This is a genomic window from Methanobrevibacter sp. (assembly GCF_045646205.1).
GTDB lineage: Archaea > Methanobacteriota > Methanobacteria > Methanobacteriales > Methanobacteriaceae > Methanocatella.
In genome coordinates this window covers 71605-85314 of sequence record NZ_JAZRKF010000039.1, presented here as the reverse complement: position 1 = coordinate 85314, position 13710 = coordinate 71605, and the positions used below count along the sequence as shown (strand labels likewise).

General features: G+C 33.1%; 10 protein-coding genes. 3 read left to right on the top strand and 7 right to left on the bottom strand.

Features of this window, described 5'->3' with window-relative positions; all coding sequences use genetic code 11:
- Nucleotides 1–203: 203 nt before the first annotated feature.
- Both ACKI44_RS07845 and ACKI44_RS07840 read right to left on the bottom strand, forming a co-directional pair.
- Nucleotides 204–3206 carry a DUF3344 domain-containing protein gene (locus ACKI44_RS07845; RefSeq protein ID WP_407423208.1) on the bottom strand — a complete coding sequence of 1001 codons (3003 nt, stop codon included), beginning with the start codon at nt 3204–3206 and terminating at the stop codon, nt 204–206.
- 133 nt (nt 3207–3339) lie between these two features.
- Nucleotides 3340–8574, bottom strand: a complete 5235-nt coding sequence (locus tag ACKI44_RS07840; protein WP_407423206.1) for a DUF3344 domain-containing protein — start codon at nt 8572–8574, stop codon at nt 3340–3342.
- Nucleotides 8575–8764: 190 nt separating this feature from the next.
- On the opposite strand from ACKI44_RS07840, the gene ACKI44_RS07835 reads away from it, so the two are divergent.
- Together ACKI44_RS07835 and ACKI44_RS07830 are read left to right on the top strand one after the other, a co-directional pair.
- Complete coding sequence (locus ACKI44_RS07835) at nt 8765–10066, top strand: phenylacetate--CoA ligase family protein (protein WP_407423204.1); 1302 nt, start codon at nt 8765–8767, stop codon at nt 10064–10066.
- Nucleotides 10067–10079: 13 nt separating this feature from the next.
- On the top strand, nt 10080–10511 hold the full coding sequence (locus ACKI44_RS07830) for an acetolactate synthase (RefSeq protein ID WP_407423202.1): 432 nt from the start codon (nt 10080–10082) through the stop codon (nt 10509–10511).
- Nucleotides 10512–10545: 34 nt separating this feature from the next.
- On the opposite strand, the gene ACKI44_RS07825 is transcribed toward ACKI44_RS07830, so the two are convergent.
- Genes ACKI44_RS07825 through ACKI44_RS07815 form a run of 3 tightly spaced genes read right to left on the bottom strand, consistent with a single transcriptional unit; the run spans nt 10546 to nt 12432 of the window.
- Entirely contained in the window at nt 10546–11253 is a 708-nt protein-coding gene (locus ACKI44_RS07825) for a potassium channel family protein (RefSeq protein ID WP_407423200.1), read from the bottom strand.
- Nucleotides 11240–11893 carry an adhesin gene (locus tag ACKI44_RS07820; RefSeq protein ID WP_407423198.1) on the bottom strand — a complete coding sequence of 218 codons (654 nt, stop codon included), beginning with the start codon at nt 11891–11893 and terminating at the stop codon, nt 11240–11242. The genes ACKI44_RS07825 and ACKI44_RS07820 overlap by 14 nt, the downstream gene beginning before the upstream one ends.
- Nucleotides 11894–11931: 38 nt before the next feature.
- Nucleotides 11932–12432, bottom strand: a complete 501-nt coding sequence (locus ACKI44_RS07815) for a ferritin (RefSeq protein WP_407423196.1) — start codon at nt 12430–12432, stop codon at nt 11932–11934.
- 64 nt (nt 12433–12496) lie between these two features.
- Between ACKI44_RS07815 and nudC the strand changes: the two genes are divergently transcribed.
- A complete protein-coding gene (nudC, locus tag ACKI44_RS07810; protein ID WP_407423194.1) occupies nt 12497–13282 on the top strand; it encodes an NAD(+) diphosphatase in 786 nt (261 codons plus the stop codon).
- Nucleotides 13283–13321: 39 nt separating this feature from the next.
- On the opposite strand, the gene ACKI44_RS07805 is transcribed toward nudC, so the two are convergent.
- Nucleotides 13322–13405, bottom strand: coding sequence for a hypothetical protein (locus tag ACKI44_RS07805; RefSeq protein WP_407423246.1), 84 nt, complete (start codon nt 13403–13405; stop codon nt 13322–13324).
- Nucleotides 13406–13439: 34 nt separating this feature from the next.
- On the bottom strand, nt 13440–13571 hold the full coding sequence (locus tag ACKI44_RS07800; protein ID WP_407423192.1) for a hypothetical protein: 132 nt from the start codon (nt 13569–13571) through the stop codon (nt 13440–13442).
- Nucleotides 13572–13710: the final 139 nt, after the last annotated feature.

The window sequence follows — 13710 nt, the reverse complement described above, 5'->3', positions numbered from 1 at the left end:
TAGCTAAAACTGCTATATTCTTTAAATTAAAAGTATTTTTTTTACTCTTAATTATATTAAAACCTCCTTTGAAAAGAATTTTAAAAATATCCCTTTCAAATAATATATTGAAAGATTATTATTAATATAATTAATCAAAGTATTACTAAATAGGTAAAAAATAGAGAAAAAGTATTACTAAAAAAAGAATGTGGATGAAAAAATCATCCAGTAACTTTAATTGTATTTGCAATATTGCATCCCTCATAAGTAGAGGTTATAATGTATTCTCCAGGCTGTAAGTTAATGTTTAACTTGGCTTGACCATCACCATTAGTTGTACGGGTATAGAATACACCATGAACGTTGAATGTAATATTTTGGTTTGCATAAGGTTTACCTTGACCGTCAACCAATGTAGCGACAAACTGATCAGGAGTACCGTATTTCTTGGTTAAATCCTCTGCAGTCAATACAGGTAACACAGTAATGTTATTAGCTACACTGCATCCATTGTATACTGCAGTGATAATGTAATTTCCAGATCCTAAGTTAATGTTTAACTTAGCTTGGCCTGAGGCATTGGTTGTACGTGTGTAGAATACACCGTTAATGTTGAATGTAACATTTTCACCAGCACCGACAGCTTTACCGTCCTCACCTAAAACAGTAACAACATATTGAGAAGCATTTCTATAATATTTTACCAAATCATTGCTTACAATATTAGGCAATACAGTAACAACATTAGATTGCATTTCACCGTTTGCCGGATTAATTGCAGTAAGTATGTATGTTCCAGGTCCCAAGTTAATGTTTAACTTAGCAGTACCCTTTTCGTTGGTCTTACGATTGTACATTACACCGTTAATATTGAATGTCACTTCAGTACCGCTTGCCAATGGATTGCCTTCACTATCCAGGAATGTTGCATAGTATTGAGTAGCGTTTCTAAAGATTTTAACAAGGTCATTACCGTTTATTGTTGATAATATCGTTGCGCTAGATTGGACTGTAGTATTATCAATGGAAGCGGTTACGTTGTATACTCCGCTGTTAAGTCCAAGAGGAATGCTTGCAGTACCATTTTCATTAGTGGTTCTGGTGTAAGTTTCGCCATTAATAGTAATGTTTACAGTTTGATTTGCTACAGGATAACCTTTGGAAGTTGTAATGTTTACAACAAATCTTTCAGGCCCTTTGAAATATTTGGTTACTTCAGGAGCGTTAATCACTAAAGAACCCTCCTGTTCAACGATAACCATTTGGTGCAGGCCCAAAATTGTAGAGCCTGTTGATTCAAAGTAAACATTAATCTTTTCAGAATCAATGCTTGAAATAAACATGTCAAATGATTGGCTGGTTCCACTCCAAACGTCACTGTAAGTTTTATCGTTGATAATTAAGTTGCCTTCACCTTTTTGAGCACCGGCAGCAAATACATATAAAGTTGCATCACCGCCCACTATTTCAAAAGTGGTGTTGAATCCTGCAGGCAGATTCTTATTATTGGTTTTAGACAATAAATCCGCTTCCTCCAAAATATAAACCGTTTTATTAACGACACTTCCATCATTATTTGTTAATAATATTAAATTGCTTGGATATACTGCAGCATTATTGGCAATCTTATTTAATTCAAAGGTATTTGCTCCATTGGAAAGCAATTCTGTTACATCATAAACTATTAAACCATAACCATACTTTCCATAAGTGCCCAAGTTAGATTGGTCACGATAGAATGCGACAGGAACAATTGTCTGATTATTGAATGTAGTGTTCCAGGTGTTGAAGTCACCGCTTACAACTTTATCCCAATTATAAGAAACATATAACAATGCTTTACTAACATCACCATCAGCCAAATCAACATTAAAGATATCATTTCTGGTGGTGGCCCCACTACCACCATATTCACTTGTATTTAAAACAATCACATCACCGGTAATATTAAATTCCCTTAAAGTAGGATTGGCTGCAGGATATTCATAATCTTTACCCAAATTACCGTTATACAAAACGACATATGAAACATTAGTTGAATTTAAAACATTACCTTCCAAATCTTCTATTACAAGAGAATAATTTTCATATTTATTGTTTTCTCCATAGGCCGTGTTGGAAGTTACTGGTCTTATTGTAGAGTCAACGAAATATAGCTTTTTAGTGCTCCCACCTGTTAAAATAACATTATCTGAAAAGACAAGATTTTTATTATTATATAATTTTACAACTGCATTAATGTCCTTTTTGGATGAAATTTCCATAGTTAAATTATTTGAAACACCAGCATATATTGTGTTTTTATATTCCGGAGTTATGGTGGATATTATTTTATTATATGATTTATCTACTTTTAATAGTTGAACTACAGATTTGAAAGAGCCATAACCGCTTGATGATGGTTTATATGAGTAATTCGTATCTATACCTATTTCAAAATTATCAGTAATATCCCATTTGTCATATATGAAATAACTTCCTTGCTTTTCAACAATCGGATCATATAACAACTCATTATTAATTCTACCAACTGAATTATAGGAAGACAAAGCAATATTCTCAAATGTTACTTCATCATATTCACCATTGAAACCTTTTGTATTAATTAAATTTGAACGGGAAGATTGTGTCCAGGACTGTCCGACATTCAGCCAGTAGGTAATCTTATCATTATCCCCATCATCATATGCGAATACCAAAGCTATTAACTTAATTCTACCATCAAAATTATAACCTTCTTTTTGGGTATTTTTAACAGATATCTTTATAGTATCTCCAGAAGATAGATTTTTCACTTTATCCGTAATATCAAAAGTGGATTGATAGTCAGAAAACTGTTTTGTAGTGTGATCATTGATTTTATAAACCGTAGGATCATTGGTCATGCTTATATCACAATATAAATCTTCATAACCCAATATTTCCAATCCATTAACTGTATTCAATGTAATGTTAGAATATAATGCATAAGTAGGAGCACCGCTACCTGAATAAGAACTGACAATTACATCAACTGATTGAATCTGGCTAACATCCACAGGAATTGTATATTCCAGACTTCCAGAATCTGTAAACGGATTTGAAGAATAGATAACTACATCTCCAGATACCGTTCCATTATCAACTAAACTCATAGCCGGCGCCTCATCAGCAACAACAGTACCGGAAGTCATTATGATTAAAAATAAAAGAAAAAAACATGAAATGAAAAATTTAAAATTCATTTGAAAACCCCCATATTATTATTACAATAGAAATTTTTCAAAAAAATAATATATAAATATAATTAATGTATTACTAAAATGGTAGAAAATCTAAAAAAAGTATTACTAAAAAAAATAAGATGGATGATAAAAATCATCCAGTAACTTTAATTGTATTTGCAATATTACATTCCTCATAAGTAGAGGTTATAATGTATTCACCAGGCTGCAAGTTAATGTTTAACTTAGCCTGACCATCACTATTAGTTGTACGGTTATAGAATACACCATGAACGTTGAATGTAACATTTTGGTTTGCATAAGGTTTACCTTGACCGTCAACGAGTGTTGCTACGAATTGATCAGGAGTACCGTATTTTTTGGTTAAATCCTCTGCAGTCAATACAGGTAACACAGTAATGTTATTAGCCACACTGCATCCATTGTATACAGCAGTGATAATGTAATTTCCAGGTTCCAAGTTAATATTTAACTTAGCCTGACCTGAAGCATTGGTTGTACGTGTGTAGAATACACCGTTAATGTTGAATGTAACATTTTCACCAGCACCAACAGGATTACCGTCCTCACCTAAAACAGTAACAACATATTGGGAAGCATTTCTATAATATTTTACCAAATCATTGCTTACAATATTTGGCAATACAGTAACATTATTAGATTGCATTTCACCAGTTGCAGGGTTAATTGCAGTAAGTATGTATGTTCCTGGTTCTAAATTAATATTTAATTTAGCAGTACCGTTTTCATTGGTCTTACGATTGTACATTACACCATTGATATTAAATGTTACTTCAGTACCGGCTGCTAATGGATTACCTTCACTGTCGGTGAATGTTGCATAGTATTGGGTTGCGTTTCTAAAGATTTTAACAAGGTCATCACCGTTTATAGTTGGCAAGATAGTTACAACATTATCAAATGTCTTATTTTCAACAGCAGTAATTACATCGTATACTCCACTGTTAAGACCAAGAGGAATGCTTGTAGTACCATTTTCATTAGTGGTTCTGGTGTAAGTTACACCATTGATAGTAATGTTTACGGATTGATTAACTACAGGAATGCCTAGGAAAGTTGTAACAGTTACATAAAATCTTTCAGGCCCTTTATAGTATTTTTCAACATCAGAAGCATCAACCACCAAAATATCACCATGTTCGACGACAATCATTTGGTGTAAGCCTAAAATGGTAGCGCCGGTTGCTTCAAAGTAAACAGAAACATCAGTTCCGTTTATAGGAGTACTGAAGGTTTCAAGTGAGTTACTTGTTCCGCTCCAAACATTAGTGTAGTTTTCATCGTTGATAATTAAGTTACCTTCACCTTTTTGAGCACTAGCGGCAAATACATATAAAGTTGCATTTCCTTCTTCTATCTCAAATTCAGTGTAGAAACCAGCATCCAAATTCTTATTGTAAGACTTGGATAATAAATCAGCTTCTTCATAAAGATAAACTGTTTTGAAAACTGTTGCATTCTCTTTATCTGTTAAAACTATTAAGTTACTTGGATAAACAGCAGCATTACCTTTGATTTTATTGAGTTCAAAGGTATTTGTACCGTCAACAATCAAATCAGTCACATCATAAACAACTAAACCGTATCCATACTTAGCATAGGTAGTTCCTAAATTGGATTGGTCACGGTAAGAAGATGTAGGAGTGATTGTCTGGCCATTGAATGTGGTGTTCCATGAGTTGAAGTCACCGTCAATAGCTTTATCCCAATTATATGAAACATATAATAAAGCAGTGTTAACAGTTCCATTAGCTAAATCAACTTCAAATTCGTCAGTTCTGTTAGTAGCACCACCAGCACTATAAGCAGTAGTGTTTAAAATAATAACATCACCAGTGATAGGAATTTCTATTAAAAGTGGTTCAGCATTAGGATACTCAAAGTCTTTACCTAAATAACCATTATACAATATAACGAAAGTATAATTAGCTTCATCAATTATATTGCCTTCAGCATCTTTAATTATTACAGTATAATTAGCTTTTTCATTGTCATTTCCATTTACGGTTTGTGCAGTGACTGGTCTGATAGTAGGATCAACTACAACAGTAACGTTACTTTCACCAATAGCCAATGAGTCAATAACAAAACTATCTAATTCCTCTTCATCAAGATAAACTTCAACAGTAACATTTTCAAGTGGTTTACCTTCATTTGCAACAGTTAAAGTTAATGTGTTTTCCACACCAGCATAAACAGTACCGGAATATTCAGGTTTTAAATCACTGCTTGCTGAAATTAAATCAGATTCAACGACAATCATTTGGTGTAAGCCTAAAATGGTAGCGCCGGTTGCTTCAAAGTAAACAGAAACATCAGTTCCATTGATAGGAGCACTAAATATTTCAAGTGAATTACTTGTTCCGCTCCAAACATCAGTATAGTTTACATCGTTGACAATTAAGTTACCTTCACCAGCTTGAGCACTAGCAGCAAATACAAATAAAGTTGCATTTCCTTCTTCTATATTAAATTCTGTGTAGAAACCAGCATCCAAATCCTTATTGTAAGATTTAGATAATAAATCAGCTTCTTCATAAAGATAAACTATTTTGAAACTATCTGATTCATCGTCATCGGTTAAAATAATTAAGTTACTTGGATAAACAGCAGCATTACCTTTGGTTTTATTGAATTCAAAGGTATTTGTACCATCAATAACCAAATCAGTTACATCATAAACAACTAAACCGTATCCATACTTAGCATAGGTAGTTCCTAAATTGGATTGATCACGGTAAGAAGCTATAGGAGTGATTGTTTGACCATTGAAAGTAGTGTTCCATGAGTTGAAGTCACTGTCAAGAACTTTATCCCAATTATATGAAACATATAATAAAGCAGTGTTAACAGTTCCATTAGCTAAATCAACTTCAAATTCGTCAGTTCTGTTAGTAGCACCACCAGCACTATAAGCAGTAGTGTTTAAAACAATAACATCACCAGTGATAGGAATTTCTATTAAAAGTGGTTCAGCTTTAGGATACTCAAAGTCTTTACCTAAATAACCATTATACAATACAACAAAGCTATAATTAGCTTCATCAATTATATTGCCTTCAGCATCTTTAATTATTACAGTATAATTAGCTTTTTCATTGTCATTTCCATTTACGGTTTGTGCAGTAACTGGTCTGATGGTTGGATCAACTACATCTAATGTTACACTATTACCAGTACTTAATGAATCAATGACAAAACTGTCTAATTCTTCATCATCAAGTAAAACATCAACAGTAACATTTTCAAGATTAGAAGCCTCATTTGTAACGGTTAAAGTTAATGTGTTTTCCACACCAGCATAAACAGTACCGGAATATTCAGGTTTTAAATTGTTAGTTACTTTAACTAAGTCGGATTCAATGACAATCATTTTGTGTAAAGCTAAAATAGTTGAGCCGGTTGCTTCAAAGTAAATTAAACCCTCAGTTTCATTGATAGGAGCACTAAAGGTATCAAATGAATTACTTGTTCCGCTCCAAACATCAGTATAGTTTACATCATTGATAATTAAGTTACCTTCACCCTTTTGAGCACTAGCAGCAAATACATATAATGTTGCATTTCCTTCTTCTATATTAAATTCAGAGTAGAAACCAGCATCCAAATTCTTATTGTAAGATTTAGATAATAAATCGGCTTCTTCTAAGATATATACAATTTTAAAAGTACTATCATCATTGTCTGTTAAAATAATTAAGTTAGTTGGATAAACAGCAGCATTACCTGCAGTTTTATTAAATTCAAAGGTGTTTATACCATCAACAACCAAATCAGTTACTTCATAAACAACTAAACCATAACCGTATTTACCTGAACTTCCTAAGTTAGACTGATCACGGTAGGAAGATGCAGGAGTGATAATTTGATTATTGAATGTGGTGTTCCATGTGTTGAAGTCATCATTTATATTTTTATCCCAGTTATATGGAACATATAAAAAAGCAGTGTTAACAGTTCCATCAGCTAAATCAACATCATATTCGTCGATTCTGTTAGTAGCACCACCAGCACTATAAGCAGTAGTGTTTAAAACAATAACATCACCAGTGAAAGGTATTTCTACTGAAAGTGAAACAGGACCAGGATACTCAAAGTCTTTACCTAAATAACCATCATATAAAACTTTAAATGAAACATTTGTAGAATTTAAAACATTACCTTCATCATCTACAATGATTAAAGTATAATTTGCAAGAGTATTATTAGCTCCATTGACAGTAGTTTCATCAATAGGTCTAATAGTAGGATCGATTAATTCAATTGTAGCAGATTCTCCAGCACCAATAGTTAAATCACTTGAATCAACCTCTTCATCTTCACTCAATAATATAACACTACCATTAAAGTCTTCGTTACCATTTTTAACATTAATCGTTAAGGTGTTTTCAACACCAGCATATATTGCAGTATCATATTTATACTCAAGAGCTATGCTAGCTGATATATAGTACTCTTCTTGAGTATATATTTTTAATAATTGGATTGATCCTTTATATGAAGAACCATTACCATCATATGTGAAGTTTGTATCTTTTCCTAATTCAAAATTTTCAGTAATATCCCAAACATCGTAAATATACATACTGTCTTTAGTTTGATCAGGATCAGATAATAATTCATCATTTAATGTATAAACTGCATCTTTACTAGAAAGAGCAATGGAATCTAATGTAACTTCATCATAATCATCATCGAAATCTTTTGTATTAAACATTGTAGTTAATGTTCCTTTTGTCCATGCTTGACCAATATTAAGCCAATAGGACATCTTATCATTATCATCGTCATCATAAGCAAGAACTAAAGCAATTACTTTTATTCTTCCATCAAATACATAACCTTCCAATTCAGTATTATTTACTGAAATTGTAATGGTATCTCCAGCAGATAAACCTTTAATATTATCAGTTATATCTACCAAAGTCTGATAGTCAGAATATTGTTTTGTAGTAAAATCAGTTATCTGATAAACAACAGGATCATTTGCGGTATTATTAACGAATGTTAAATTCGCATATTCCAATACTTCAGTTGTATTGCCTGCTGTTAAAGAAATGTTTGTTGTTAATCCTCTATCTGGTGCCCCACTTCCGGAATAAGTATTGACAACAGCATATGCGGATTTTATCTCACTTACATTTTCAGGAATTACATAAACAAGTTCCTCACTAGTAACCTTAGAAGCGAAAGGATGGGCTGTTGCTATATCAACATCACCAGACACTTCTCCAGTTTCAATCTGAGGTATTGCAGGATTTGCATCTTCTGCAAAAACAATTCCTGAAGAAATTATTATTAAGAATACAAATATTGTAAAAAATAATAAATTATTCCTAAATTTCATTATTTACCCCCATTAAATATTAAACATACCTTTAAATCGGTATAATATAAATTAAATATTTTGTAATATATAAATATACTTAAAGTATTACTTAATAAATAAAAATTAGTTTAAAAGTATTACTATTGATTAAATTTAAAGATAGAAAAAACAAAATATAATAATATTAAATAAAAATGAGGCAAAATCCATGATGTGGAATGAAGAAATAGAAACAATGTCAAGGCAAGACCTTGAAGAACTGCAATTAAAGAAACTTCAATCAACAGTAAAAAGAGCATTTGACAAAATACCTTACTACAACAAGAAATACAGTGAAGCTGAAGTTTTTCCAGAAGATATAGAAACATTAAAAGATATTGAAAAGTTACCGTTCATCACTAAAGATGACCTGCGTGAAAGCTATCCCTTCGGACTCTTTGCAGTGGACATATCCGAAATAAAGGAATTACACTCCTCATCCGGAACCACTGGAAAACCTGTCGTTTCAGGTTACACCAAAAAGGATTTGGATACATGGGCAGAAACAATCGCCCGTGGTTTAACGATGATGGGAATCGGTGAAGATGATATCCTTCAAAATACACACGGATACGGTATGTTTACCGGAGGATTCGGTGTTCACTACGGTTCACACAAAGTCGGAGCAGCAATCATTCCTATTTCAACCGGCCAAACCAGAAGACAGATTGAAATAATGCAGGATTTTGGAACTACAGGTTTAATATTTACACCATCCTACGGAATTCACATTGGAGAAGTGGCAATGGAAGACGGAATCGATCCAAAAGAGTTAGGAATTAAAGCTATCGGTTTTGGAGCTGAAATGTGGACTGAAGAAATAAGGCAAAGAGTGGAAGAAATCTTCGGTGCCAAAGCATATAACATTTACGGATTGACCGAACTTACAGGTCCAGGTGTCGGCGTTGAATGTGAAGCACAGAACGGTCTTCACATTGCAGAAGACATTTACTATCCTGAAATCATTGACCCAAATACACTTGAAACTTTAGGGGAAAACCAGAAAGGAGAACTAGTATTAACCAACCTCGAAAGGGAAGGAATGCCTGTAATCAGATTCAGAACAAAAGACCTGACCAAACTTACCTATGAAAAATGTGAATGTGGAAGAACCCATGCAAGAATGAGCAGAATTACCGGCAGATCAGATGATATGATTAAAGTTAAAGGAGTAGCTATTTTCCCATCACAAATTGAAAAAGCATTGCTTAGGGCAGGTGATGTAGAGCCTCATTATTTAATTATAGTTACAAGACCTGGAACTTTAGATGAAATCGAAGTTAAAGTGGAAGTTTCACAGGACATTTTCTTTGACGGAGTTAAAGAGATGGTTTCAATCCAGAACAGAATCGGAAAATCAATTGAAAATGAAACCGGTATCAGAGTAAAGGTAACATTAGTTGAACCTAAGACATTACCTAGATTTGAAGGAAAAGCCAAAAGAGTTATTGATGAGAGGAATTTACATTAGGGGGAATTAATTTATGAAAATCAAACAGCTATCAATATTTTTGCAAAATAAGATGGGCAGCTTAGCAAAACCTTTAGAGGTTTTAACAGTCGCTGATGTCAATATCAGAGCAATGTGTATGGCAGATACATCAGAATTCGGTATTTTAAGGCTGGTCGTTGATGACCCTGAAAAGGGAAAAGAGGCACTGGAACAGAATAATTTCCTTGTAAAGATAACCGAAATCATCGGCGTTGAAATGAATGATGCACCAGGCGGCCTTACAAGCGTGTTAAATATAATTAAAGATAATAATATCGATTTAGAATATCTTTATGCATTTTCCCATGACAAAGAAGGAAAAGCAATATTATTGCTTCATGCAGACGATATTGATAACTTAATAGAAGTTATGCAAAAAAACAATATAACCGTCACACCCGCTGAAGAAGTTTATAATTTATAAGCTTCATTTTGGGAGCGTCTAAAAAACTCCCAATTCATTCTTTTTTTAGTTCATCAATCTTTTCATTTAACCTTTCAATTTCAGATGTTAAATCTTCTATTTTTGATTCCACATCCTCATGATGATCCCTACTGATTTTAGAAACATATATTGATGAAATTACAGCAGTAATGGTTGCAAAAATAATTATTCCCCCAACCATAGCAATAATTCCAATTAACCTGCCGGATAATGTGGCGGGAACAACATCACCATAACCTGTGCTTGTCATACTAACAAAAGTATACCACAATGCAGTTGGAAAATCATTGATATTGCTGTCAAGCCTTATCAATATTGCAACGACAAAAATAAATATTATTGCAATTGAAAGAATCTTATCCAAAAGTGTTCTTTTAAGGAATTTTTCAATAGCTTCGCTTTCATGGGTAAGGGCAAATTTCTTAATGAAATTGACAAGCTTAATCAGCCTCAATCCCCGTAAAAACATGAAGTCCAATGGAAGCATCCCTGCAATACTTAAATAATTATCACCGATGTATTGTTTTTTGTTTTGGGAATGCTTATAGCTGTATATGAACTCTGCCCACATGATAATACATATTATAACATCAAAAGTATATATTGTACTTTTAAAAGACGGATCAACGGGATAAAACATTACGTAAATCAATAGACTAAAGTCAATTATTATTGAAATAATTATAGCCAAATAGAACCATTGTTTTCTAGAAAAATTCATAATTATCAATACAGTCAATTAGTTTAGAAGCCAGATTGCGCGTAACATCCATCGGCTCATAAGTGTAACATTCATAAACAATTGTAGGTATTCCTGCCTTTGCTGTAGGCTCTGTGATAAATGGAGGACTTGATCTGAATTCCGGAGCATAGTAAACCAATTCATCAACAGAATCTATGATAAAATTCACATATCTGATTGAATCATCATCAAAACCCGGAGCAAAAACGAAATTGGTTATCTTATAATCACCGGGACCTCTAGGACCCCTGTTTGAGTGAATGTCCAAAAACAAGTCGTATTTCTTTTCAATTATATCATCTTTAATGAATTCACGAGCCAATAGCTGGCCTTCAAGACGGCCTTCAGTCTCGCTATCCGGATTTTTAACCTGAATATTATATAAAAAATAGCAATGCTTCAAATCTTTTCTTGAGATTAACTCATCAAAGAGTGCCCTGTGGGATTTGCTTTCAAGAGGATGCATCCCAATTACATAGGCTATTTTAACGTCTGAACTCTCATCTCCAAAAGGGCCGTGAATATATACGCTTCCCAAATCATTTTCACCAATTAATATAGCATCATATTGGCTTGAATCGACTTGTGCTTCATGAGTGGGGCCTTCAGGATAGTTCATTTTAACACCAAAAAAAATAAGATGGACTAGAAGTTAATCTAGTCTTCGGAAGGTGCACGAGCACCTAATTCTTTGTTTAATTCATAAATTAATCTGTTGTCACCGTCAGCTAATTTAGCTTTAGCGAGTAATTCCATTGCGTTTTCTTCTTCTTCGACTTGTTCTTCAACAAACCATTGCAAGAAGTTGTTGGTTGCATGGTCTTTTTCTTCAATAGCCAAGTTTACTAAATCATTGATTAAACCGGTTACCATTTGTTCATGGCTTAATACATGTTCAAATGCTGCTAATGGTGAATTCCATTCGGTTTGAGGTCCTTCAATAGCAGTTAAAGTTACAGAAGCTCCTCTTCTGATAATGTAATCGTAAAATTTCATACCATGTTCTAATTCTTCTGCTGCCTGTACTCTCATCCAGTTAGCAAATCCTGCTAAGTCTTCATCTTCAAAGTAAGCTGCCATGGATAAATATAAATATCCTGAGTATACTTCAGCGTTTAATTGAGCATTTAATGCTTTTTCCATATTTTCTGATACCATTTAATATCACCATTATAATTTTTGTATGTTCTTTAATATATAATTTAAAACAAATAATATAAACATGATTGAAAAGTCCATTTATGAAGATTATGAAATCGATTTCAGCGATACATACACAAGCGATGACGCTTATTATTTCATTTTTAACGAAAATAGAGAGTTATTGTTAGAAAATAAAGAATTGATTACAGATATTTCTGATTTAAAAGTTAATTTTTCATTATACATAGGAAAATACAAATCCAAGGACTGTTTTGTGGTGAATGCTGATTTTGAAGAAGGTTTTGATTTAAGAGAAGTCTATGAATTTGATCATGACTTTTATCTGATGGGTGCGAAAGCTGTTTTAGTCAACGATTGGTATATATCACACAAATTTTGCGGAAGATGTGGAGCAATGACTCAAGTAGATGAAAAGGACATGATGTTAAAATGCCCTGAATGCGGTCAGGTGCACTATCCACGAATCGCTCCTGCAATTATTGTGGCAATTGAAAATGAGGACAAACTTCTTATGGCACAGCATTCATATCACGACACCATCAGATATGCCCTGATTGCAGGTTTTGTAGAACCTGGCGAGTCAATAGAGGAAGCCGTTCACAGAGAAGTTTTAGAAGAGGTAGGAATCAAAATTAAAAATTTAAATTATAAAAAAAGCCAGTCCTGGCCATTTCCAAATTCCCTGATGCTTGCCTTTGAAGCCGAATATGAATCCGGAGACATCAAGGTTGACGGGGACGAAATAGTTAAGGCCAAATGGTTTAAAAAAGATGAAATAATCAGATATAGCTCTGATATAAGCATATCTGATTGGCTGATTCAGGAATTTATTGACAATCATTAATTATTGTCCTTAAGAATCAATCGGGATTGTTCATCAAACCTATTGAAATCTAAAATATATCATAACACTTGTAGCCCATATTCTGAGGCGTGTTATATTTTTAGAATTAACTCTATAAGCCACAGGGATAATGGCATCCAAATTATAGAAATTAGTATTATATTTTTTCCATCGATGCAGTTGTTTCCATTTTGGAAATAACTGAATTTTTTTGTAATTCGCCTTCTTCAAATATATTTTTCAAATGTTTACTAATTGCAGGCATGTTCACATTAAACAAATCAGCCATCGTTTTTTGTAGCCCACATAGTTTCCCTTTAATGATCAATGATAAAATCTATTGACTGAACTCTTTTAAAACACTTGTAGCCCATATCTGAAGCGTGTTGCATTTTTAGAATTAACTCTAACCTACAGATATAATAGCA

Excerpts from the sequence above, each read along its gene's own strand:
- nudC (WP_407423194.1), top strand. The coding sequence starts at position 12,497 with ATGATTGAAAAGTCCATTTATGAAGATTATGAAATCGATTTCAGCGAT.
- ACKI44_RS07845 (WP_407423208.1), bottom strand. The coding sequence starts at position 3,206 with ATGAATTTTAAATTTTTCATTTCATGTTTTTTTCTTTTATTTTTAATC.
- ACKI44_RS07815 (WP_407423196.1), bottom strand. The coding sequence starts at position 12,432 with ATGGTATCAGAAAATATGGAAAAAGCATTAAATGCTCAATTAAACGCT.
- ACKI44_RS07835 (WP_407423204.1), top strand. The coding sequence starts at position 8,765 with ATGATGTGGAATGAAGAAATAGAAACAATGTCAAGGCAAGACCTTGAA.
- ACKI44_RS07830 (WP_407423202.1), top strand. The coding sequence starts at position 10,080 with ATGAAAATCAAACAGCTATCAATATTTTTGCAAAATAAGATGGGCAGC.
- ACKI44_RS07800 (WP_407423192.1), bottom strand. The coding sequence starts at position 13,571 with ATGGCTGATTTGTTTAATGTGAACATGCCTGCAATTAGTAAACATTTG.
- ACKI44_RS07840 (WP_407423206.1), bottom strand. The coding sequence starts at position 8,574 with ATGAAATTTAGGAATAATTTATTATTTTTTACAATATTTGTATTCTTA.
- ACKI44_RS07820 (WP_407423198.1), bottom strand. The coding sequence starts at position 11,893 with ATGAACTATCCTGAAGGCCCCACTCATGAAGCACAAGTCGATTCAAGC.
- ACKI44_RS07825 (WP_407423200.1), bottom strand. The coding sequence starts at position 11,253 with ATGAATTTTTCTAGAAAACAATGGTTCTATTTGGCTATAATTATTTCA.